This window comes from Asticcacaulis sp. YBE204, from assembly GCF_000495855.1.
Taxonomy (GTDB): Bacteria; Pseudomonadota; Alphaproteobacteria; order Caulobacterales; family Caulobacteraceae; genus Asticcacaulis.
Window position 1 is genome coordinate 303233 of the sequence record NZ_AWGF01000002.1, and the last position, 22673, is coordinate 325905.

Sequence of the window (22673 nt, forward strand, 5' to 3'; positions counted from 1 at the left end):
ACGCCTTTGGCGGCGACTTGTCCCTTCCCGATCAGGACACAACCGGGTCTGCGCGAAAATATGAGCCTTGCCCCCTAAAACTCCGCCGCGTTTGCCTCTATATTGGCGGCATGACCCAGATTACCCTGTCTGGCGCCGCGGCGCGCCACATCAATCATCTGTCCAGCGAAGCCGGGCACCCGATCATGCTGCGCGTCGCCGTCGATGCCGGGGGCTGTTCTGGGTTTCAGTACAATCTCGATCTGGTCGAGGCGGCGGAAGACGGCGATGCGGTCATCGAATATCAGGGCGCGAAGGCACTGGTCGATGAAATTTCCGCGCCCCTGCTGTCGGGCTCGATCATCGACTATGTCGAGGAACTGGTCGGCGCGCAGTTCAAGATTTTGAACCCCAATGCCAAATCGTCCTGCGGCTGCGGCGTGAGCTTTTCGATTTAATGCACTTCATACTCCCCCGGCTTGCCGGGGAAGGTGGATTTGACGCCGACGGCGTCAAAGACAGTGGGGGGGGGGCGCCTAGTTGCAACGGTCTCGGGCCTGACATAAGTAAGAACCCCCACCACCGCATCTCACCACTTCGTGGCTCGTGCGGTCCCCCTCCCCAGTAAACTGGGGAGGTATGAAACAGGACAGCGGACGCGCTATGAAATTTTTCACCTACAACGTCAATTCGGTCAATGCGCGCCTGCCACTGATCCTCGACTGGGTCGCCGAGGCCCAGCCCGATGTCTGCGCCTTTCAGGAACTGAAGTGCATCGACGAAAAGTTTCCCTATGAGGCCTTCGAGTCGCTCGGATACAACGTCGCCGTCCACGGTCAGAAGACCTATAACGGCGTCGCCCTGATCTCCAAATACCCGCTGATGGACGTCGAAAAGGGCCTGCCCGGCGAGGACGAGGACGAACAGGCGCGCTATATCGAGGCCGTGGTCGATGGCCCCGTGCCGGTGCGGGTGACCTCGATCTACCTGCCGAACGGCAACCCGATCGGTACCGACAAATACGCCTATAAGCACCGCTGGTATCAGCGGCTGATCGCGCGCGCGAAAGACATTCTGGCCTATGAGGAACTCAGCATTTTATCCGGCGATTTCAATACCATCCCGTTCAAGGCTGACCTCTATCGCGAATCTGCCTGGCTTGATGACGCGCTCTATCAGCCCGAAACACGTGCGGCGTACCAGACTCTAAAAAACCTCGGCTATACCGACGCCTTCGACGTGCTGCCGCCCGCCGACAACCGCTATACCTTCTGGGATTATCAGGCCGGGGCGTGGCAGAAGAACGAAGGCATCCGCATCGACCATCATCTGTTGTCACCGCAGGCCGCCGACCGCCTGAAAGGCTTCGAGATTCACAAGGACGCGCGCGGCAAGACGCACGAAACCGCGAAACCCTCGGATCACGTGCCGGTCGGCGTCGAACTGCTCACCGAAAATTAACCCCCGCCGCCTAAGACTTGATTCGTAAGCTTTTCTTAAGCACATCCTATCTTGACGCGCATTTAATCCGAAAACCGCTTACACTTTTCGGAATGCGCTTTATTTCATGGCTTGGCGGTAGAATGGAACAGGCCCTGCGCGTCATCTTGTGGTTCGGGTTTGCGGCGCTGGCCCTGACCCTGATTGCGTCCGGCGCTCTGTGGTGGTTCGAAAATACCCGTCGGCTGGCGCGTGGCGTTACCACGGCGCTAGGCCACGCCCCTGATGCTCTCGTTTTCGACACGCGCAACACCAAGGCTGCCGGTCTCGATTTCAGCCACGGCGATCTGGCGATCCTATGGGATATCGGCCGGCACGGGCTGGTCTTTACCTTTGACGAGATCGAAGGCGCCGAACTGATCGTCGATGAACGCGTCGTCGCCCGCACGCAAAAGGGCGAACCGCGCCGGGTGCTGGAAGAGACCTACCCCAATGCTTCGCGCGTCGTGCTGCGGCTGATCTTCGCCGACGTCCAGACGCCGGAGTTCGAACTGACGCTGTTTGGCGATGTGACGACGAACAACGTCCACCCCAAGACCGCCACCGAGGCCGTGCAACTGGGGCGCAAGTGGTTGTCGCACGTGGACGCGGTGATCAAGCGCGTACCGCCAAAGCCCGCGTCTCAACCGCGCGCCGTTCCCCAACCCTCCCCCGACGAAGCGTAAAAAAGGCCGGTGCGAACACCGGCCTTTTCCTGTTCTATTGCACCGAGGCGGAGGCCTCCGCCAAAGCCTCGCCCGGCGTTTCTGCCACGGGCGGCAACGGCGCTTCGACCGCCGCCTTTTCAGGGATTTTGTCCGAAAGACCGAACAGCGAACCCGGCATGGCACCTATGATGGCGGCCGACAGACAGGTGGCGATGAAGCCTGCGAACAGGGCTTTCCACACCATGCCCAGCACCTCTTCGCGACGCTCCGGCATCAGCACGCCCAGACCGGTCACCGTGATGCCGACCGAGCCGATATTGGCGAAGCCGCAGATAGCGTAGGTCAGCAGCATCCGGGTGCGCTCCGACATTTCATCGACGGGAATGGCACCCAGCTTCAGGAAGGCGACGAATTCGGTCAGGGTCAGCTTGGCCCCGAGGATATAGCCGGCCTTTTGCGCCTCTTCCCACGGCACGCCTATGATCCAGGCTAGCGGCGCGAAGACGACGGCCAGACCGCGCTCCAGCGACAGGGGCTCGCCGCCGACATGGGGGAACATGCCGAGCATTATATTGACCAGCGACACGAAGGAGACGAACACGATCAGGATAGCCGAGATGTTCATCACGACCATCAGGCCGTCCGCCGTGCCCTTGGAGATGGCGTCGATGGCGCTGTCGTATTTGAGCGAAGAGTTATAATCGGCAACCGCACCGCCCTCGCCGTCCTTTTCAGGCACGATGATGCGCGACAAAAGCACGCCCGCCGGGGCCGAAACGATCGAGGCGACGAGCACGTGACCGGCGGCGTTGGGCAGGGTCGCCTTGAGGATCAGAGCATAGGCCACCATGGTCGAACCGGCGACGGTCGCGAGCCCTACAACCATCATCATGAACACTTCGGAACGCGACAGCTTCGAGAGGTAGGCGCGGATAACGATCGGGCTTTCGATCATCCCAAGGAAGATATTGGTCGCCACCGACAGGGCCGACGCTCCGCCAAGGCCCATCGTCTTCTGGAACAGGAAGCCGAAGGCCTGCGTGATCCATTTGAGGATATGCCAGTGCCACAGAAGCGCCGACAGAGCCGAGATGACGAGGATCAGGGGCAGAACCTGAAAGGCGAAGACGAACAAGGCGTTGGGGTCATTGACCGCATAGGGCTGGCTGCCGCCGCCGAGGTAACCGAAAACGAACTGCGTGCCCTGGTTGGTGGCCTGAGCCAGAGCATCGACGCCCGAATTGATGGCGTCCAGCACGGCCTGCGATTGCGGGAAAGCGAAGAACAGCAGGACCAGCAGAACCTGAACGCCGATGGCGCCGAGGGTCAGAAAGATCGGAAACTTCTTCTTGTTTTCCGAGACCAGCCAGCAGGCGAGCAGCATGAGCCCGATGCCCAGTATGCTCTGAAAATTCAACATCCCGTATGACGGCATTTACGCTTATCCCCAAAATACCAGTTGGCCGCGCGTGACGCGCGAACGGGCTTTGCACACGATTGCGCCCGCAAGCCGGTAACTATTCAATAACAGTTGAAACCAAGGCAAGCGCTTTTTACATCCGGCAATACTTATTTACGCGCCATGATAAAAAGGCGACAAATGCCTGATGACAAATCAGTCACGCAACCTGTACTCTCCGGTTGATATCGGCACACAAGGATAGGATCACGTGAGCGCACCCAACGGCATCAATGACGCCATCGTCCGCCACCTGCTGGTCGTCGACGATGACGACCGCATCCGCAACCTGCTCAAGGAATTCCTGTCGCGACAAGGGTTTCGCGTCACCGCCGCCGCCCATGCCGATGCGGCGAAACGCATGCTGCAACTGCTCGATTTCGATCTGCTGATCCTCGATGTCATGATGCCAGGCGAAGACGGATTCTCGTTGTCGAAGTGGGTGCGCCAGCATTCCAACGTGCCGATCCTCATCCTGACGGCGCGCGGCCTGCCCGACGACCGCATCATGGGCCTGAGCCTGGGGGCCGACGATTATCTGTCGAAGCCCTTCGAGCCGCAGGAGCTTCTGCTGCGTATCGAGGCCATTCTGCGCCGGACGGGGATCAAGCCCGCCCTGCCCAAGACCATCAATATGGGGCAGATCGCGTTCGATCTGGAGCGTGCCGAATTGTCGAAGAACGGCGCGATGGTGCGCCTGACCGAGGCCGAGGCGCAACTGCTCAAATATCTGGCCGAACGCGCCAATGTCCCGGTCGATCGCATGGACCTCGCCAAGGACAGCGTCGATACGACCGGCCGCGCCGTGGATGTTCAGGTCACGCGCCTGCGCCGCAAGATCGAGCCGGACCCGAAGAACCCACGCTATCTGCAAACCGTCCGCGGCAAGGGCTATATGCTGGCGCCGGACTAATTGAATATCCCCTCTCCCCCGTGGGGAGAGGGTTAGGGTGAGGGGGCTCTTTATTCCCCCCTCCTGACCGGCCCTATAGGGCCACCTTTTCCCATAGGGGCGAAGGGATATATGGCCATCTAATGCGCATACCTCGTCTCAAATTCTGGCCGCAGGCCTTCAAGCGCAAGATCCCCAAGACGCTTTGGGGCCGCGCCCTGCTTATCATCGTCCTGCCGGTCGCCCTGATGCAGGTCGCCGTGACCTGGGCTTTTTTCGACATGCACTGGGAAACCGTGACGGCCAAATTGTCGGAAGGCCTGATCGGCGACGTGTCATGGGCGGTAGACGCCTATAAGGCCGATCCGACGCGCGAAAACATGGACCGCATCTCCGCCGCCGCGCAAAAATCGATGCAGTTATCCATTGCGTTTCAGCCAGGGCGCGAACTGCCGGAAAACCGTCGTCGCAACCCTTGGGCAGCGCTCGACCGCTCGCTGAAACGCGCGCTCAACGAACAACTCGACGATCCGTTCTGGTACGACACGACGCGCTATCAGGCCTCGGTCGATATCCGCGTCAAGGTCGATGGCGGCGTCATCCGCGTCATCGCCCCGCGCGAACGGGCCTTTGCGACGCGGGCGCACATCTTCATCCTGTGGATGACCGGCGCGACTTTGGTCCTGACGGCGATTTCGATCTTGTTCATCCGCAATCAGGTTCGCGCCATCGAGCGCCTGTCGGTCGCCGCCGAGAAGTTCGGCCGCGGCGAGGACGACCCGAACTTCAAGCCCTATGGGGCCGCCGAGGTCCGCGCCGCCGCGCAGAACTTCCTCAAGATGAAGACGCGCATCCAGCGCCATATCGAGCAGCGGACCACCCTGCTCGCTTCGGTCAGCCACGATCTGCGCACACCCTTGACGCGGCTCAAGCTGGAACTGGCCATGGCGACACAGGACACCGCCACCGAACGCATGAAGCAGGACGTGTCGGAAATGGCCTATATGATCGACGAATATCTGGCCTTCGCGTCCGGCGAAATGGTCGAAAGCCCGCAGACGGTCTCGGTCAATGCTCTGCTGGAAACCGTCGTCGATGGCGCGCGCCGGGCCGGTCACACGCCGGACTTCGTGCCGCTGGGCGAGGACATCGAGACCGCCTTCCGCGTCTCGGCCATTTCACGCGCCCTGTCCAATCTGGTGATGAACGGCTTTCACTACGCCACGACGGTGCGTCTCAGCGCCGAAATCGAGCACAAAGCCGGCGGCAAGCGCTCGCTGCACATCTATGTCGATGACGATGGCCCCGGTATCGCGCCGGAAAAACGCGAGGATGCGCTCAAGCCGTTCTCGCGGCTCGATGACTCGCGCAATCAGAACAAGAAGGGCGTGGGTCTGGGCCTCGCCATCGCCCGCGACACGGTGCGCAGCCACGGGGGCGAACTGGAGCTGGATCAGAGCCCGATGGGCGGGCTGCGTGCCAATATCGGGATACCGCTGATCTAAAGCTTAACCGCGATTAACCTTGTTTTATAACGCTTTGTTGACTCTGTTGCCGCATTTTAGATGCGAAAGCGCATTCCAAAAAGTGCATGGCGGTTTTTGGATCAAATGCGCGACAAGCGAATATACCCCGTCGAAGCGCGGGGTGTGGAACAGAAGGTTCAGCATGGCACACGCCGACACCGTATCGACGCCTGCCCGTCAGCGTGCCCCCCTGAAGGCGTGCGGCGACTGCAATCTATGCTGCAAGGTCTACGACGTCGAGGACGTGGGCAAGAAGGCCGGTACACTATGCCAGCACACCCGCGAAAGCGTCGGCTGCGGCATCTGGGGCCTGCACCCACAGATGTGTCAGGATTTCAAATGTCTGTGGCTCAAGCACGAAGACCTCAATGGTCTGTGGCGACCGGATACGGCAGGCTTCGTCCTGCGTCTTGAGCCGAACGGCACGACCCTCAATATCGATGTCGATCCCGACCGTCCGGATGCCTGGCTCAAGCACCCCTATTATAACCAGTTGAAACTGTGGAGCGAAGGCATCTACCGCAGCGAAAATCTGGTGGTGGTCTATGCCCCCGAAGGCCTTTATGTGGTGACGCCCGAAGAAGACCTGTTTCTGCGCAAACCCAGGCGCGGCGATATTCTGGAAACCGGGATGGAGATGACCCTGTTCGGTCCCCGTCCCTTCGCCCGTGTCATCCCGGCAGCGCAGGCAAGGTTGCGGGCTTAACCGACAGTTACAAAACCCTCAGCCCATTGATCTGCATCCACCTCATAGGTGTCGATGCTGAAACCTTCAGGTAAGCTTGAGAAACCGGTCTGTAAAGCAAGACGCGCTCTGGCGACTTCCGCGTTTTGGAGCGTGGAATAAATACCAATCAATTTTACATCTTCTGTGCCGTCATCAAATTCATGCACATGATGCAGAGCAAAAACGGTGACCATATTGGCTCCTAACAGCAAACCCCGCAGACCGACTGCGGGGTTTGTAAGTCAGAGAGAATTTAAAAGCAATTTACTCCTGCTCGACCGTGCCTTCGCCGCTGATCTTCGTATCCAGCTTTTCCGGATGAGTCGCGATACGCACCTCGCCTTCGCCGGAAACCTCGACCTTGGCGGTCTTGCGCGGGGCGATGGTGGTTTCGCCCGAGCCCGAAATATTGACGTCGGCGTCTTCGACCCTGAGGCTTTCCAGATCGGCTTCGCCGTAGCCCGAAATATCGAGTTTAAGCGTCTTGGCCTGACCCTTGATACGGGCATAGCCGTTGCCGGTGATGGTCAGGTCGATAGCCGGCTGATCGTAGGCATCAACCTTCAGCCGCGCGTCACCGGTCAGGTTGAAGGCCTTGACCGACGGAGCGGTGACCAGCACCCGCAAGCGGTCGTCATGGGTGTCGGTACGGATGTCGCCATTGCTTATCCGGAAACTGACGACCTTTTCGTAGTCGGGACCATCCAGCATATAGAGGCGACCCTTGTCGAGACGGACGCGGTCGGCCAGCACCTTGGGGCCTTCGACCGTCACCGAGGTCGTGGTACCCTGCGTGTAGATCACCTCCGCCGGCAGGTCGAGGTCGAGTGTGGCGCCCGCCGTCCAGTCGAGCGTGCGGCTGATCGACGGCTGAACCGGGGCCTTGCCCTTATAGAGGCGCAGATTGTCGTCGTCGCCCCGGAAGCTCCAGTCGTTGGTGGACAGGTCGTGCCAGACCAGAGCGGCCGAACCAGCCAGCGTGGCGAGCGAAAGGACAAAACCTGCGCCCGCAATAATGAACAGTTTGCGTATCATGTTTTTCTCTCCTTACGCGGCTTGCGGCTCAAGCGCGGGCTTCAGCAGGCGGTAATGCAGACGGGCGAACCAGACGAGGCCGTTGACCAGCCACACGGTGACGACGCCGGTCAGGCTGGCGACCGTCACGGCCACGGCCATCAGGCCGACGCCCCCCAGCAGGGCTGCGGCGACCCCGCCCGGCTGCGCCAGAAACGGCACGGCGGCGAAGACGACGCCCCCGGCGACGAAGATACCGATGGCGGCCATAAAGAAGCCGACCAGTGTTCCGGCGACCCCCATCAGGATCGGCAGCAGGACCAGAATATCGAGCGCCCCCAGTCCCAGAACGGCGAAGATGGCGGCCACCGCCGACGACGGCGTCTTGACGTCCTCCCACTTTTTCAGACCGATCTCGGCCCTCAGTTCGCGGGCCAGACGGTCGGGATCGCCCAGCGCCGCCGCCACCTCGGCCTCGCTGCGACCGGCGGCAATGCCGTCCTCGAAGTGCGCCTCGTGATCGGCGACAATATCGGCGATGCTTGCGGCGGGAAGGCCGACAAGGCCCTGCTTCAAGCGGTTGATGAATTCGTTGCGGGTCATGTCCCTTACCCCTCCTGAGTTTCAGATGACGCCGCGTCCAGCAGCGCGTCGACCGCGCGGGCAAAGCCGCGCCATTCGGTGGCCTGCGCCGCCAGGGCGTCATGCCCGGCCTGGGTCAGGCGATAATATTTGCGCGACGGGCCGGACGAGGATTCGACCAGCCGGGTTTCGACCCAACCGTCGCTCTGCATCCGCCGCATCAGCGGGTAGATGGTGCCTTCGCCCATGCCGATCGCGTCGGACAGGGTGGAGGCGATCTCGTAGGAATAGCTCTCGTTGCGGGCCAGCAGGGCCAGTACGCACAGGCCGAGCACCCCTTTCTTCAGTTGGATGTCAATGGTTTCCGCCATCTCCGTTTTTCCTTTCGCCGGGACGATCATTCGCTCCGTCATGAGATGGTGTATATGACAAGCTACTGTTTATTGCAAGATACCATTTTATAACATGTACCATTTGTAATGTAGTAGCCATCGACGCACGGTAGCTTGCATGGTTCTCGTTGAGGGCAAGGCTGGACAGCGGCAGTACGAAAAGGCATGTAAACGCCATGACCGATACGCCCGATATCCTGCCCGACGCCGCTGCCACCAACTGGGTGGATCGTCATGCGCCCGTGGCCTTGCGGCCGTGGCTGAAGCTGGGGCGCTTCGACCGGCCCGTCGGCATCTGGCTGCTATTTCTGCCCGGCGCTATGGGCATCGTCTTCGGCGCGCAGTGGGTGCTGTCGTGGGAGGTCGCCTATAAGCTGCTCCTGTTCGCGCTCGGTTCGGCCCTGATGCGCGGCGCGGGCTGCGCCTTCAACGATTTCGTCGACCGCGATTTAGACGCTCAGGTCGAACGCACGCGTATGCGGCCCATCCCCGCCGGTCAGATCACGCCGAAACAGGCCTTAGTCTTCGTCGCCGCCTCATCCCTGATCAGTCTGCTGATCCTGATCCAGCTCGGCTGGACCGCGATAGGGCTGGGCATCGCGTCGCTTGGCCTCGTGGCCGCCTATCCGTTCATGAAGCGCATCACCTGGTGGCCGCAGGCGTGGCTGGGCCTGACCTTCAACTGGGGCTTTCTGATGGGCTATGCCAGCCTGACCGGGCACCTCAGCCTTGGCGCGCTGATATTCTATGCGGGGCTGGTGTTCTGGACGATCGGCTACGATACGATCTACGCCTATCAGGACATCGAGGACGACGCCATGATCGGTGTCAAATCGTCCGCGCGTGCCTTGGGTACGAACGCCAAAGGCGGTGTTTCGTTCTTCTATGCGCTGGCCATTGCCCTGACCGGCGTCGGCGGCATCGTCGGCGGTTTGTACTGGCCCTTTTACGGTGGACTTTTTATAACCGGATGGCATCTATTCCATCAGGTCCGCGCCTTGCGAATCGATGATAACGGCCTGCTGCTCAGGCTGTTCAAATCGAACCGGGACACCGGTTTGTTGTGGGTGGCGGCGATCGTACTGGGACACCTGCGTCCATAAGGGACACCTAATGACCACCGTTCTGCGCCTGTCTGCCGTCGCGCTCTGCCTCCTCGCTGCCGCCTGCTCGAAGAAAGAGGAGAAGGACAAACCCGCCGCGCCGGTCGCGGACACGCCGCTTATTTTCGAACAAAAGACAGCGGACGCAGAGGTTAACCTAACCTTCCCTGAGGCCATGAAAACTTTCCCTTACGTACATGCGCAGGCCTATACCGCCGGAAAAGAAAATTTAGAAATATTCATAGCTCAGTCTGCCCGGGATCGTGCCGCGCTCATAGCCGAGGGCTCCAATCCACCCCCTTATCTTCGCACCATAAAATGGACCGTATCGGGCCAATCCGACAGATTGTTTTCCGCCTATTCGGAGTTGACCAACTATACCGATGGCGCCCATTCCAACATGATCTATCACGCAGAATTATGGGATAAAAAAACGACAAACCCTGTCGGTCACCAACATCTATTTGTTAATGGTTCAGGGACGGATCTGTCATCTGCCGATACCTTTCTTTGCCACCAAATCGAAGCCGAACGGTCTCACCGAAATGAAAATCCGACGACACAGGCTGAAGGCGGTTTCACCTGTCCTAAGCTTTTTGACAGTCACTTCGTGCTTCTACCCTCGACAGTAAAGGGTAAGATCGGGGGGCTTTTGGTCCTGTTCGCGCCCTACGACGTCGGTCCCTATGCCGAGGGCCCGTACCAGATCCGCATCCCGCAGGCCGTGATCCGCGCCGTGATCAATCCCGCCTATGCCGCCGATTTCGCGGGCGACCCGGTCGCGGTGACCACCGATCCGGCCGGGTGATGCACGCCGACTTCATCCGCAGCCATACGCGGCCCCTGCCCGTGCCGTCCTTGCCGGAGATCGGGCTGTATCAGGCCGACGAGGTGACGCGCCTGTGGCTGATGACCGAGGCCGAACTGTCGCAACATAATCTGTCGCCGCCGTTCTGGGCCTTTGCCTGGGCGGGCGGTCAGGCGCTGGCTTTGCATCTGAAACAGCACCCTGATCTGGTCGCCGGAAAGCGCGTCTTTGACTTGGCCTGCGGGTCCGGGCTGGTCGGGATCGCCGCCGCCAGATATGGCGCGATCTCGGTAACCGCCAACGATATCGACCCGTTCAGTGAGGCCGCCGTCGCGCTCAATGCAGCTTTGAACGGTGTCGACATCGCGTTTGAAAACGGCGACCACCTCGCAGGCCCGCCGCCGGAGGTCGATGTCATCCTCGCCGGGGATATCTGCTACGAAAAGGCGATGGCCGACGCCATGCTGACATTTTTGCGCGCCGCCCGCGCCAAGAGTATCGCCGTCTATGTCGGCGACCCGCACCGCAGCTACTTCCCCTCCGAAGGGATGGAGCGCGTCGGGCGCTACGACATCGCCACCAACACCGAAATCGAGGATCGCGCCGTCAAGGCCGCCAGCGTCTGGAGACTGATATGAGCACGCACCACAAGATCGACTATATCGAATGGCAGGCCGGCGACCTGCCCGCCACCAAATCCTTTTATCAAAAGGCTTTCGGCTGGAGCTTCATCGATTACGGACCGTCCTACGGCGCGCTGTCCGAAGCCGGAATCGACGGCGGGTTCGATGCCGATGGCGGTCCGGCGAAACCGCTGGTCATCCTCTATTCGGACAGCCTCGAACAGAGCCGCGACGAAGTTCTGGCCGCCGGTGGCGTGCTGACCAAAGACATTTTCGACTTCCCCGGCGGCCGGCGGTTCCAGTTCACCGATCCGTCGGGCAACGAACTCGGCGTCTGGAGCGACAAATAGGCTTGCCGAGTCTTAAACGATTGGGCCATATGCGCCAACCCTCCCCCTCTCCCCGCCGGGGAGAGGGCCGGGGTGAGGGGGAGTCAAACGCGCCTGATGTCTGAAACCGAGTCCCATTCCGCCCCCTCACCCGGCCCTGACGGTCCAACCTCTCCCCCTCGGGAGAGAGCATTAAGCGATTCTTTCAAAACCCGCTTGGCCCAACTCCGTACCGGAAAATGGGGCGATGAGCCCCTGACCAAGGTTCTGTGGCGCGATGCCGCCCTGCGCTGGATACTCGGTTTCGCCGTGGTGGCGCTCGGCATCTTCAACTTCGCGCGCGACCTGAACGATCCGCCCTACGCCTTCTGGGACGAAAGTTATTACGTCACCGCCGTCCAGCGCGCCGAAGAACATACGGCGCAATATGCTTCGCACCCACCGCTGGGCTTCATGCTGATGAAGATCGGCCGCGACATCGTCGGTGACGGCGACCCGAAAAGTCACTTCCTCACCGAGATCAAGAAGACCGATACGCGCAAGATCCCTGCGACCTATTCCTATGTCGGGCCGCGCCTGATGGGCGGGCTGTTCGGCGTGATCGGCGCGCTGCTGTTCTACGGCATCTGTCTGTGCCTGACGCGCGAAGCCTTTTCGGCCTTCATTTTCAGCCTGCTTTACCTGTTCGAAAACGCCTTCATCGTGCATTTTCGGGCCATTCATCTCGATCCGTACCAGATCGCCTTTGCGCTCGGCGGCATCCTCGTCTGGCTGAGGGCGTTCAACGATCCGCGCAAAGACAGCTGGAAACATGCCGCCCTGTTCGGGGCGCTGATCGGGCTGAGCTTCATGGTCAAGGTCAATACCCTGGTCCTGCTGGCCCTCACCGGCCTGACCATTTTACGCGACCTCCACCGCGCGCGCTGGCCGATGGATCGCGAACTGAAACACGGCATCGTCAAGTCCGGCGCCATGCTGGGCGCGTTCGGCGGGGTTGTCGTGGCGGTCTTCGTTCTGCACACCCTTATCAATCCCGTCGCGCCGGATTTCAAATCCGAAGCCGGACGCCGGGACGGCAATTACATGTCCGAGCCGTACAAGGCCTGGCTGGAAAAGCGCGGACCGCTGACGCCGGGCGTGCTCTACGACGCCACCAGCGGCTATTTCGCCTATATGGAGCATGACTTTACCGGCATCGTGAAGACCGAGAAAAACGGCTCGATCCCTGCCCTGTGGCCGGTAATGCACAAGACGATCAACTATCGCTGGGATTCCAACCACGGCAAGACCAGCTACGTGCAGATGGTCGGCAATGTGTTCAGCTGGGGTCTGGGCCTTTTCGGCATCCTCGTCGCCACAGGGCTGATCGCCCAGCGCCATTTTCAGAAGAAGCTCTGGCTCGACACGCACGAGATGGACATCCTGACCGCCGTGCTGGCCATGTGGGCCATCTTCATGGGCGTGCATATCTTTCTCGGCACCCAGCGCGTCATGTACGTCTACCACTACTTCACCGGCCTGATCCTCAGCTATATGCTGCTGCCGCTGATCTATCAGGTGCTGAAAAGCCGGTTCAAGGTCATAGAACGACAGAAAGACTTCGTGCTGGGCGGGGTGTGCGCCGGGGTTACCCTGTGCTTCATCTGGTTTGCGCCCCTCACCTACCACCAGCCCCTGACGCGCGCGCAGTGCGAGATGCGCAACCGCCCCTTCCACGTCCTGACCTGTCAGCCGAAACCGAAGCCGGCGAGTGACGACAAGGCATGATCGCGCCTTTAAAAGGCCTGAAAGCCTGATAAGTTACACGGACAGGATAGGAGTCCGGAATGCGGTTCAAGGCATGGGTGTTGGGAATGGCGGTCGCTCTGGCGGTGCCGGGGGTCTGGGTCGGTGCCGACGTGACCGCCTATGCCGAACCCTTGAAAGCCGGCAAGTCCGGGGCGCAGTTCGCCCATATCCATTCCGACCTGCCGGTCGATCCGACGGCCCGCTTCGGGCGACTGGCCAACGGCATGACCTACGTCATCTACCCCAACGGGACTCAGCCCGGCAAGGTTGTCATGCGTCTGCGTGTCGGTGCGGGCGTGCTGGACGAGGCCGACGAAGAGAGCGGCATTGCCAACCTGATCACCTATATGGCCTTTTCCGGCTCGGCTCACTACCCGCAGGGCGACCTGTTCCGTCAGCTTGAACGTCAGGGCATCCAGATGGGGGCCGGTCAGCAGGCCCGCGTTTCCGAAGGCGAGACCAATTATCAGATTACCCTGCCACGCAACGACGAAGCCACGCTGGAGACCGGCTTCACCGTCATGCAGGACATGGCCTTCGGTCTGACCTTCCCGGAGGCCGCTTTGCAACGCGACCGCGATCTGGTGGTGACCCAGATGGTCAATCAGGCCCGGCCGCTGGAGCGCCACTACGAGAACTGGCTGCGCACGGCCTTTGCCGGTCAGTTGCTGGCCGAGCGCCCGCAAAAGGGTCAGCGCGACATCGTGCTCTATACGCCGCGCGAGTCGATCATCAATTTCTACAACAGCTTCTACCGTCCCGATCTGACGACTCTGGTCATCGTCGGCGACGTCGATGTCGATCAAATCGAAAAGCGTCTGCAAAAGACCTTCGGCGGCTGGAAAGCGAAAACGCCCGACTATCCGAAGCGCGATCCGGGGGCGTTCACCGCGAAAGGGCCGCGCGCCTATACCTATTTCGAGCCAGGTCTACCCGAAATCATCGACATTACGTGGCTTAAGCCTGTCGAAATGCGCTTTCAGAACCGCGACCTCGTTCGCGACATGATGCTGGAAAATCTGGTTCTGGCGGCGCTTAACGCGCGTCTTGAGCGCGCCGCGGCGAAGGCCGATTCCCCCATCACCCGCGCCAGTATCAATACCGGTCACTTTCAGCGCACCGGCGACAGCGCCGGTTTCTTTGTTATGCCGAAGCCCGGCCAGACGCAGGAGGCCATGTCGTTGGCCGTCGAACTGATTCGTCAGGCGGGCGAATTCGGCTTTACCGAGGCCGAGTATCAGCGCGCTGCCGCCGACTACGAGGCCAGTTTGCAACAACGCAAGGCCGGGGAAGCGACGCGGTCGAACGAATGGCTGGCCGACATGGTCGCCGGTTCGATCGACGGGCGTTACGTCATCAACACGCCGTCGCAGGATGTGGCGTTTTACGAAAGCCTCAAGCCGCAGCTGACGCGTGAGGCGATGAACGCCTATCTCAAAGACCTGCTCAGGCGCGATGGGCCGCTGATCTCGCTGATCGGCCCCGCGCCGGTCGCCGGACTGGATGCCAAGGCTATCGAGACGCACTATGCCGAACTGTCGAAAGCCAAGCTCTCGCCGCCCGAAGATACCGCCGCCAAGGCTTGGGCCTATGACGATTTCGGCGCTGCGCAGGGCCCGGTCAAAACCGTCCGCGACGAGGCGCTCGACTATACGCGCCTGACCTATGCCAATGGCGTCACGGTCAATATCAAGACGACAAAGCTCAAGGCTAACGAAGTCGTGGTCACGGTACGCTCGGCGGGCGGATTGAAACGTCTGTCGCCGAAAGCCCCGACGCCGGTTTTTGCGCTGAACTTCTACGACCTGTTTGAAGGCGGTCTGGTCAAGATGAGCGCCGCCGAGATCAACGAATCGATGGCCGGGGTCAATTTCAACCTCAGCTACCACATGACCGATGACGCCGCCGTCCTGTTCGGCCAGAGCGGCACGAAGGATTTCACACTGCAAATGCAGGTGCTGCGCGCCTTCTACAGCGACGCGGCCTTCGACCCCGGTTATCTGGAGCGCGTCCGACACACCGTGCCGTCGTTCTACACCTACACCAATACCAGCCCGTCAGGTGTGCTGGGCCTGCACCTGGCGCGGATTCTGTACAATAACGACAGCCGGGTGACGCCCCTGTCGCAGGCCGACTTCACCACCCTCAGCAACGAGACGCTGGCCGGGATCGTGAGGGCGTCCTTGCGCGATGCACCGGTGGAGATCACCATCGTCGGCGATATCACCGTCGATCAGGCGCGCCCGGCGCTCGACGCCACCTTCGGGACACTGGCCAAGCTGCCCGCGACCTATGCCACGGTCGACGGTGGCAGCGAGGTGCATTTCCCGACATCGGGCCTGTTCAAGACTCTCTACCATCAGGGCGGTGCCGAACAGGCGCTGGTTCTGATCGCCTTTCCCACCACCGACCGTTACACAAGCCCGGAAACCGCCGTCGGGCTCGATCTTCTGGCCGAGGTGATCAGCCTGCGCCACTACGAGGCCGGACGCGCCGAGACGGGTTCGACCTATGTACCATTGGCGCGCAACGTGACCTCGACGACGTTCAAGGGATTCGGCTATCTGTCCGCCACGGTGCAGATCTATCCCGGCGCCGAAACCGGCTTTTACGACAGCTTTCTGGCTCTGGTCGACGGCGTGAAGACGCAGCCGCCATCCGCCGATGAACTTCTCAGGGCGCGGCAGTTGCTGCTGACGCGCCTGAATGAGGAAACGCGCACCAATGGCTACTGGCTGGGGTTGCTGCCGGGTGCGGCCGACAATCCGGGTCAGCGCGACTATGCGCTGAAGCGCAAGGCCCTGATCGAGGCCGTTACCCCGGCGCAGGTACAGGACCTGGCCAAGCAGTATCTCAACCCCGACAAGGCGATGAAGGTGCTGGTCCTGCCGGTGCCCAAGGGCGAGTCGCGGGCGTCCTGATGAAGCTCACATAACGCTGGCACGGAGTTTGAACCCAGATAAGCGAACCGTCCCGAAACGGTACGCTTTTTCAACGAACGAGGGATCAAACCTATGGCTACCGATATCGATCTGCACCTAGGCAAACGCCTGCGCCGCCGCCGCCGCCTTCTGGGCCTGACCCAGCAGCAACTGGCGCTGGCCGTCGGCATCCGCTTCCAGCAGATCCAGAAGTATGAATGCGGCGCCAACCGCATCTCCGCCGCCCGCCTGTTCCAGCTGGCTAAAGCGCTGGAAACCCCGATCAACTACTTCTACGACGGCCTGACCGACGAAAAGACCGAAGTTGCCGCCGTCCAGAACGAAGGCATCGAAGTCTTTTCGCGCAAGGAAACCCTCGACCTCATTCAGGCCTATTACCGCCTGTCGGAGCGTCCGCGCCGCCGCCTGCTCGACCTCGCCAAGTCGCTCAATGGCGAAAGCGAACAGGCCGCCTAAGCGTCTGTTTGGTCTCTTCGTTCCTCGTTTTGTAAGCGTTGCGTACAGTAGGCGTAACCGGGTCGTCGCGTAAAAGACGGCCCGGACCTTTTACAATTGAACTTTGACGGCTCTGTCTCTACACCTGCGCACACATATACAGCGCAAGGTGACTCATGGCCCCCTCCCCGGCGGAACTCGCGACCCTCGAAGCCTTCGCGTTGACTCTGGCGCAAGCCGCCGCCGACGTCGCCCTGCCTTTGTTCCGCGCCCGCGATCTGGCCGAGATCAACAAGGGTAATGCCAGCCGCGCCGACGTCTTTTTCGATCCTGTGACAGAAGCCGACAAGGGCGCCGAGCGCGCCATTCGCGCCCTGATCGAGGCACACTATCCCGACCACGGCATCATCGGCGAAGAATACGGCACGATCCGTCCGGACGCCGATTTCGTCTGGGTGCTCGACCCCGTCGATGGCACGCGCGCCTTTATTTCGGGTCTGCCGTTATGGACGACCCTGATTGGTCTGCGCTTTCAAGGGCGTCCCATTCTGGGTCTTATTTCGCAACCCTATCTGAAAGAAGTCTTCCTCGGCTCGCCGCTGGGGTCGCGTCTGGTCACGCCCGAAGGCTCGACGCCGTTGAAGGTCCGCGATTGCACCGGGTTATCCGCCGCCGTCATCGCCACCACCGACCCGCATCTGTACAGCGGCGACGAAGTGGCCGCGTTCAACCACACGCGGCTGGCGGCCAAGCTGATCCGTTACGGCTGCGACGCCTATGCCTTTGCGATGGTCGCACAAGGCACGATGGACGCCGCGCTCGAAACCGGGCTCAAGGCGTGGGATATCGACGCCATCATCCCGGTCATCGAAAACGCAGGCGGCATCGTCACCGACTGGGTGGGCGAACCGGTCGGCTCTTACGGCGGTCAGGTCATCGCCGCCGGATCGCGCGCTGTCCTGACCGAGGCACTGGCGCACCTGTCACTGTCGTCCCGCCCCGCTGATCCTCATTAGGGTTTTAGTCTGGAGCGATGTTCTAAAAAATGGATTTACTCCCACCTCCCTGCTTTGCGGGGAGGTGGCAGCCCGCAGGGCTGACGGAGGGTTACGACTCCAAACGCCGAAGCATGGTGAAATGCTTGGCGTTATACCCCTCCGGCGCTTCGCGCCACCTCCCCACTGCGTAGGGAGGTGGGGAATCAAGCGCTCTGCTGGCCGTCCGGTTTGGCCGGTGCTTCAGGCTCGACCTTTTCGCCGCTGACCGCCTCTTCCCAGTCGACGATCTCAATCTCCTCAGCCGGTTCCAGCGGCGGCGCATAAGCCGGGACGTCGCTCAATTCATAGGCCACGAACAAGGCCGGTTTCGGCGCATCAGGCGCGGGTTCAGCCGACTCGTCTTCCACCTCAACCGGCGGCGCGACGCTCAGATTGTCTTCCGGCCCTTCGACCGCCGGATCAGGTAGGGGCACGTCTTCCGGCACGAGCGAATCAAAGACCTCGGCGCTCACCGGCACGGGCGCGGCCTCGACCACGCTGGTCGGCGCATCGCTGACCGGCGGCGGCGCAAAGGTCACCGGCGCGGGCAGGGTCGCCTCGGCCATCTCGTCGAACTCGGCCCAGAACGGACGGCGATATTCGTCCAGCTCCATCAGGATTTCATGATCCGCTCCGGCGATTTCCACATAGCGGCCCTTGGGCAGCTTCTTGGCGAACATTTTCGACGGCTGTTTCATCATCAGGGTGTCGTCGCCGGAACAGATGATCGACACCGGCGTGCGGACCTTCTTGATCAGCTTGCCCTTGTCCTTGAGCAGGGTCTCGCCGATCTTCAGCGCGAAGTTCAGCCAGCCCCAGGTCGGCGTACCGATGGCCAGATGCGGGCAGGCGAACAGCTGCTCGCGCCAGATATTGTAGCGGTGCTCGTCGTGGCACAGGGCGTCATCCTCAAAGGTGTGCTCGAACGGATCGTCGAACAGCTCCGGCACGTAGTCGGTGCCCTGACCGTGGCGCACCTTCCAGTCGGTCTGGAACGAGACCGACCACAGGGAATGCTTGCCGGTCTTGATGCGCAGCATGGGGTTGATGAAGATCGCCGCGCCGAAACGCTCCTCGCCCTTGATCAAAGTCGACAGATTGAGCGCCGCGCCCATCGAATGGCCCATCATGATCCACGGCTTGGGCGCGCGGTCCTCAAACCCGTCGAGAAGCCGCTGATAATCGTCGAGAAATTCCTCGGTCGAGCGCGCGTGGCCTTTCAGACGATCGGGCAGCAACCGCGCCGACAACCCCTGCCCGCGCCAGTCGTGGACCACAACGCAGAACCGGCGGCTCAGCAAATCGGCGACGACCTCGTAATATTTCTCGATCGGTTCCGAACGTCCGGGGCTGACGAAGACCGTGCCGCGCGCAGGCCCCTTGGGCTGCCAGAAGCCCAGTCGCAGACGCAAGCCACCGGCGCCACGGAACCATTCGCCGACGCCGCCTTCAGGCGGACGGGATTCGGGAATGGCCATCAGGGGGGCTGTGGACGACAGGGCGGCGATGCGACTCATTATCCGGGCTTCTTAAATTTCAGGGTCATTCGGTCACTCTCACCGATGGATTCGTAGAGTGTACCATCAAATTCAGGATTTGCAGGCTCACCGCGCGGCGCGGTCAGGCGTTGCGGCGGCAGGGTCCATACGCCGAACGGATGCGACTTGTTATCCTTGGGGTTGGCATTGATTTCGCTGGCTTCGACGAACTCGAAACCCGCTTCCGACGCCAGTTGCTTGACGAAGGGCTCCTGCACATAGCCGTTGGTTGCCGCCGGGTCCTGCGCATTGCCGATGTCGGAGCGGTGCTGCTCGATACCGAGGATGCCGCCGGGTTTGAGGACGGCCATCGCGTCCATGAAGGCCTTTTCGGCGATGCCCGCCGCCATCCAGTCGTGCAGCACCAGCAGGAACAGGACCGCATCGACGCTTTCGGTATCGGCCAACGGGCCGGAATTGGGGCCGAACGCCGTATAGGCCATCTCGCCATAGAGTTTCTTGTCGGCGGAAAAACGCGCCTTGTACTGTTCGGTGAGGGTGGCCGCTTCGGGGGCCGCAGCGTCGGTCTCGATCAGGCCCGCGACGTAATGGCCCTTGCCGCTGGCCAGCCACGGCGCGAGAATATCGGTCATATAACCGGCACCCGGCCACATATCGAGGACGGTATCCTTCGGCTTGATCTCAAAGAAATCGAGGGTTTCGATGGGGTGACGGAACCTGTCGCGCTCGCGGTCGAGCTGGCTGCGCCACGGTCCCGATACGGCCCAGGCCAGCGACCCCTCTTCGGATTTCAGGCCGCCGGGTGCCTTGTCCTTCTTGCCGCAGGCCGCCAGTAGCGCTGCCGCACTGCCGGCCGCGCCCAGTCTGAGGACGCGGCGACGATCGAGCCTTAACCTGTCTAGCCTATGCGCCAATACGCCACCTTGCACCTTGTTCCTGTGCGGGAAAGTTAGGGGCTATATGACGAAAGGTCAAAGGGCAAATTATTATAGTTCCTGTTGAAAACCCGGCTTTCATACTCCCCCACTTGTGGGGGAGATGTCACGAAGTGACAGAGGGGGGCCTTGCGGTTTCTACAAAGGCCCCCCCCCGTCGTTTCACTTCGTTCAACGCCACCTCCCCCGTGTGACGGGGGAGTATGAGTAAGGAATCTACCCCTCGCCTTCGATTTCCTTCATCGCGCTTTGCAGGTAGTTCGGCTCGCCCATCATCTTGATCAGGTTGAGCTGGGTCTCCAGCCAGTCGATATGGTGCTCGGTGTCCGACAGGATCTTCTTGAACAGCTCACGGCTGACGTAGTCGGCGTGCTCTTCACAGTACTTCACCGCCTCGACCAGAGTCTTGTGGCCGCGTACCTCGACCGACAGATCGGCGGTCAGGCATTCGGTGATCGTCTCGCCGATCTTCAGCTTGTGCAGGTCCTGCAAATTCGGCAGACCGTCGAGGAAGAAGATGCGCTTGATGAGCAGGTCGGCGTGCTTCATCTCCTCGATCGATTCCTGATAGACGATGCGGCCCAGATGCGTCAGGCCCCAGTTTTCCAGCATACGCGCGTGCAGGAAATACTGATTGATCGCCGTCAGCTCGTTGGTGAGGACGGTGTTGAGTAGTTTGATAACCTGAGGATTGCCCTTCATGGTGCCGCTCCGTTTCGTGTTGGCGGCAGTATGGAGACAGACGACCTATTCGGCGGCCAGTCGTACTGTGGCGCTCACGTCGTCGATCATCTGCCGGATGTCGCAAACGCATTTGGCGCACTGGGCGCGGGTCTGGCAATGGTCGAAAACGGCTTTTACGGTCGCGGCGCCGCACATAATGGCCTTTTGCGCATCTCTTTCGCGAATTGCGTTACAATTACAAACGTACACAGCCGAACCCTGGGTGAAACCCGTGTGAATGCCTCTGAGAATGTGTCTCAATTATCAGATTGCGAATTCAATTGCAAGTCACTTGCAAAGAGCGCGGGCGATTCTTCGATTGCGGTACGTGGCGACCGTCAGGCTTCCTTGAAACTGACCGTCACGCCGCGCTTCTTGAAGTAGGACTGCATCAGCTTGCGGCCCTGACGGTTGTTCTGCGCCAAACGCGACGGCTCGAATACCGCTTCCTTGAGACCTTCGGCCGCCAGCGTCTTTTTCAGCGCCGCGATGTGCGAATCGAGATCGGCATTGTCCGCGATCATCGAGGCATAGACGTTTTCAAGGGCTTCGGTGACGGTGAGAGTGGTCAAGGGGCTAACTCCGGTGATTTTGCGTCCTGTTAGCAGAAGCGCCCGCCCCTATCAATCCGCATCGCCTTCTGATTCGCGCTTCGGCACATTGAGTGCGCAGGAGATCGAGCATGACCAAAACCTTCAAACCCGGCGATAAGGTGGCGTGGGACACGTCTCAGGGCGAAACCCATGGCATGGTGAAAAAGAAGCTGACCGCGCCTACCGACATCAAGTCGCATCACGTGGCAGCGTCGAAAGATGACCCGCAATATCTGGTCGAAAGCGCTAAAACCGGCGCGAAGGCCGCGCACAAACCGGACGCGCTCACCAGGAAATAAAAAGGGATGGCCTCACAACCCGCAAAGGCGACCATCCCCGTTCGGTGAAGACGACCGTTAGAACCGGTAGCCTACGCCCACCGAAACCACCCACGGATCGAGCGTCACGTCGGATTTGAGCGCGCCCTTGTTGATATCCGCATCTGTGTCGAAAAAGACTTTCTTCGCATCGACATTGACTGACCACTTGCCTTTGACGGCAACATCGACCCCGGCCTGAAGCGCATAGCCGACGCCGTTGTCCAGTTTCACGTCGAAACCGTTATAGTTCTTGTCGTTATAGAAGATCATGGCGTTGACGCCCGCGCCCACATAGGGACTGACGCGGCCCTTGGGGTTGAAGTGATACTGTACGGAGACGACCGGCGGCAGCACATAGGTCGAATGTACCTTCACGTCGGTCGCACCGCCCACGGCGCGGACCTCGTGCTTCGAGGTGCCGAGGATGGCTTCGACGGCGACGTGATCGGTCAGGAAATAGGTGAAGCCGAGGCTGGGGATGGTGTCGTCGCTGACCTTCACATCCAGCCCGGAATCGGCACCCGCCGCCGTCAGGATGTCACCCGTCTCTTCCGGCGCGACAGAGGTGACGCGCGTGGTGATGATGAACTGCCCCTTGGCCTTTGGCGTAAAATCCTGCGCAGACGCGTGACCGGTGGCGAGCGCCAGAAGGCTGGCGGCGATACAATATGCGGCTTTCATAACGAAATGTCCTCTCTCGGTGTAAATCCGTTGAGAGGGGTTTAGGCGCAAAACGCTGCCCTGTGACCTGCGCATTCCGCCGCGCGACCGCCTGCCTCAGAGGCCGGATGACGCGCGGCAAAAGGTCATATTTTTATGG

At 60.8% G+C, this 22673-nt stretch carries 26 protein-coding genes; 15 read left to right on the forward strand and 11 right to left on the reverse strand.

The window, feature by feature from the left end:
- Window positions 1-110: 110 nt before the first annotated feature.
- The 3 genes from AEYBE204_RS25510 to AEYBE204_RS25520 all read left to right on the forward strand — a co-directional run bounded on the left by AEYBE204_RS25510 (window position 111) and on the right by AEYBE204_RS25520 (window position 2144).
- Complete coding sequence (locus AEYBE204_RS25510) at window positions 111-437, forward strand: iron-sulfur cluster assembly accessory protein (protein ID WP_023461257.1); 327 nt, start codon at window positions 111-113, stop codon at window positions 435-437.
- Window positions 438-642: 205 nt separating this feature from the next.
- Complete coding sequence (gene xth / locus AEYBE204_RS25515; protein ID WP_023461258.1) at window positions 643-1440, forward strand: exodeoxyribonuclease III; 798 nt, start codon at window positions 643-645, stop codon at window positions 1438-1440.
- Between the two features lie 122 nt (window positions 1441-1562).
- Window positions 1563-2144, forward strand: a complete 582-nt coding sequence (locus tag AEYBE204_RS25520) for a hypothetical protein (protein WP_023461259.1) — start codon at window positions 1563-1565, stop codon at window positions 2142-2144.
- A 34-nt stretch (window positions 2145-2178) separates the two neighbouring features.
- On the opposite strand, the gene AEYBE204_RS25525 is transcribed toward AEYBE204_RS25520, so the two are convergent.
- On the reverse strand, window positions 2179-3561 hold the full coding sequence (locus tag AEYBE204_RS25525) for a NupC/NupG family nucleoside CNT transporter (RefSeq protein WP_235068070.1): 1383 nt from the start codon (window positions 3559-3561) through the stop codon (window positions 2179-2181).
- Between the two features lie 235 nt (window positions 3562-3796).
- On the opposite strand from AEYBE204_RS25525, the gene AEYBE204_RS25530 reads away from it, so the two are divergent.
- From AEYBE204_RS25530 to AEYBE204_RS25540, 3 genes are all read left to right on the forward strand, one after another.
- Window positions 3797-4498 carry a response regulator gene (locus AEYBE204_RS25530; protein WP_023461261.1) on the forward strand — a complete coding sequence of 234 codons (702 nt, stop codon included), beginning with the start codon at window positions 3797-3799 and terminating at the stop codon, window positions 4496-4498.
- 122 nt (window positions 4499-4620) lie between these two features.
- Window positions 4621-5982, forward strand: a complete 1362-nt coding sequence (locus tag AEYBE204_RS25535; RefSeq protein ID WP_023461262.1) for an ATP-binding protein — start codon at window positions 4621-4623, stop codon at window positions 5980-5982.
- 163 nt (window positions 5983-6145) lie between these two features.
- The gene (locus tag AEYBE204_RS25540) at window positions 6146-6709 is read left to right on the forward strand and encodes a hypothetical protein (protein ID WP_023461263.1); all 564 of its coding nucleotides are present in this window, start codon (window positions 6146-6148) and stop codon (window positions 6707-6709) included.
- On the opposite strand, the gene AEYBE204_RS25545 is transcribed toward AEYBE204_RS25540, so the two are convergent.
- From AEYBE204_RS25545 to AEYBE204_RS25560, 4 genes are all read right to left on the reverse strand, one after another.
- Window positions 6706-6924 carry a hypothetical protein gene (locus tag AEYBE204_RS25545; protein WP_023461264.1) on the reverse strand — a complete coding sequence of 73 codons (219 nt, stop codon included), beginning with the start codon at window positions 6922-6924 and terminating at the stop codon, window positions 6706-6708. The genes AEYBE204_RS25540 and AEYBE204_RS25545 overlap by 4 nt on opposite strands.
- A gap of 70 nt (window positions 6925-6994) precedes the next feature.
- A complete protein-coding gene (locus AEYBE204_RS25550; protein ID WP_023461265.1) occupies window positions 6995-7765 on the reverse strand; it encodes a GIN domain-containing protein in 771 nt (256 codons plus the stop codon).
- Window positions 7766-7777: 12 nt separating this feature from the next.
- Window positions 7778-8347, reverse strand: a complete 570-nt coding sequence (locus AEYBE204_RS25555) for a DUF1700 domain-containing protein (RefSeq protein ID WP_023461266.1) — start codon at window positions 8345-8347, stop codon at window positions 7778-7780.
- A 5-nt stretch (window positions 8348-8352) separates the two neighbouring features.
- Window positions 8353-8697, reverse strand: coding sequence for a PadR family transcriptional regulator (locus tag AEYBE204_RS25560; protein ID WP_031229946.1), 345 nt, complete (start codon window positions 8695-8697; stop codon window positions 8353-8355).
- A 197-nt stretch (window positions 8698-8894) separates the two neighbouring features.
- On the opposite strand from AEYBE204_RS25560, the gene ubiA reads away from it, so the two are divergent.
- From ubiA to hisN, 8 genes are all read left to right on the forward strand, one after another.
- The gene (gene ubiA / locus AEYBE204_RS25565) at window positions 8895-9821 is read left to right on the forward strand and encodes a 4-hydroxybenzoate octaprenyltransferase (protein ID WP_023461268.1); all 927 of its coding nucleotides are present in this window, start codon (window positions 8895-8897) and stop codon (window positions 9819-9821) included.
- Window positions 9822-9831: 10 nt separating this feature from the next.
- The gene (locus AEYBE204_RS25570) at window positions 9832-10629 is read left to right on the forward strand and encodes an RsiV family protein (RefSeq protein WP_023461269.1); all 798 of its coding nucleotides are present in this window, start codon (window positions 9832-9834) and stop codon (window positions 10627-10629) included.
- Entirely contained in the window at window positions 10629-11267 is a 639-nt protein-coding gene (locus tag AEYBE204_RS25575) for a methyltransferase (RefSeq protein ID WP_023461270.1), read from the forward strand. Before AEYBE204_RS25570 ends, AEYBE204_RS25575 begins: the two co-directional genes overlap by 1 nt.
- Entirely contained in the window at window positions 11264-11602 is a 339-nt protein-coding gene (locus tag AEYBE204_RS25580) for a VOC family protein (RefSeq protein WP_023461271.1), read from the forward strand. Before AEYBE204_RS25575 ends, AEYBE204_RS25580 begins: the two co-directional genes overlap by 4 nt.
- 195 nt (window positions 11603-11797) lie before the next feature.
- Complete coding sequence (locus AEYBE204_RS25585; protein WP_023461272.1) at window positions 11798-13348, forward strand: phospholipid carrier-dependent glycosyltransferase; 1551 nt, start codon at window positions 11798-11800, stop codon at window positions 13346-13348.
- 59 nt (window positions 13349-13407) lie between these two features.
- The gene (locus tag AEYBE204_RS25590; RefSeq protein ID WP_031229948.1) at window positions 13408-16290 is read left to right on the forward strand and encodes a pitrilysin family protein; all 2883 of its coding nucleotides are present in this window, start codon (window positions 13408-13410) and stop codon (window positions 16288-16290) included.
- A gap of 93 nt (window positions 16291-16383) precedes the next feature.
- Window positions 16384-16767, forward strand: a complete 384-nt coding sequence (locus tag AEYBE204_RS25595) for a helix-turn-helix domain-containing protein (RefSeq protein WP_023461274.1) — start codon at window positions 16384-16386, stop codon at window positions 16765-16767.
- A 155-nt stretch (window positions 16768-16922) separates the two neighbouring features.
- On the forward strand, window positions 16923-17762 hold the full coding sequence (hisN, locus tag AEYBE204_RS25600; protein WP_023461275.1) for a histidinol-phosphatase: 840 nt from the start codon (window positions 16923-16925) through the stop codon (window positions 17760-17762).
- Window positions 17763-17947: 185 nt separating this feature from the next.
- Here hisN and AEYBE204_RS25605 read toward each other — a convergent pair whose 3' ends face one another.
- The 5 genes from AEYBE204_RS25605 to AEYBE204_RS25620 all read right to left on the reverse strand — a co-directional run bounded on the left by AEYBE204_RS25605 (window position 17948) and on the right by AEYBE204_RS25620 (window position 21512).
- Entirely contained in the window at window positions 17948-19300 is a 1353-nt protein-coding gene (locus tag AEYBE204_RS25605; protein WP_023461276.1) for an alpha/beta hydrolase, read from the reverse strand.
- A complete protein-coding gene (locus AEYBE204_RS25610) occupies window positions 19300-20196 on the reverse strand; it encodes a class I SAM-dependent methyltransferase (RefSeq protein ID WP_023461277.1) in 897 nt (298 codons plus the stop codon). The genes AEYBE204_RS25605 and AEYBE204_RS25610 overlap by 1 nt, the downstream gene beginning before the upstream one ends.
- Before the next feature lie 237 nt (window positions 20197-20433).
- Window positions 20434-20919, reverse strand: coding sequence for a bacterioferritin (gene bfr, locus AEYBE204_RS25615; protein ID WP_023461278.1), 486 nt, complete (start codon window positions 20917-20919; stop codon window positions 20434-20436).
- A gap of 45 nt (window positions 20920-20964) precedes the next feature.
- Window positions 20965-21150: a bacterioferritin-associated ferredoxin gene (locus tag AEYBE204_RS0119955; protein WP_031229950.1), complete on the reverse strand. Its 186-nt coding sequence runs from the start codon at window positions 21148-21150 to the stop codon at window positions 20965-20967.
- Between the two features lie 128 nt (window positions 21151-21278).
- On the reverse strand, window positions 21279-21512 hold the full coding sequence (locus AEYBE204_RS25620) for a hypothetical protein (RefSeq protein WP_023461280.1): 234 nt from the start codon (window positions 21510-21512) through the stop codon (window positions 21279-21281).
- Between the two features lie 110 nt (window positions 21513-21622).
- Between AEYBE204_RS25620 and AEYBE204_RS25625 the strand changes: the two genes are divergently transcribed.
- The gene (locus AEYBE204_RS25625) at window positions 21623-21832 is read left to right on the forward strand and encodes a DUF2945 domain-containing protein (protein ID WP_023461281.1); all 210 of its coding nucleotides are present in this window, start codon (window positions 21623-21625) and stop codon (window positions 21830-21832) included.
- Window positions 21833-21889: 57 nt separating this feature from the next.
- Here AEYBE204_RS25625 and AEYBE204_RS25630 read toward each other — a convergent pair whose 3' ends face one another.
- Window positions 21890-22534, reverse strand: a complete 645-nt coding sequence (locus AEYBE204_RS25630) for an OmpW family protein (RefSeq protein WP_023461282.1) — start codon at window positions 22532-22534, stop codon at window positions 21890-21892.
- Between the last annotated feature and the right edge of the window lie 139 nt (window positions 22535-22673).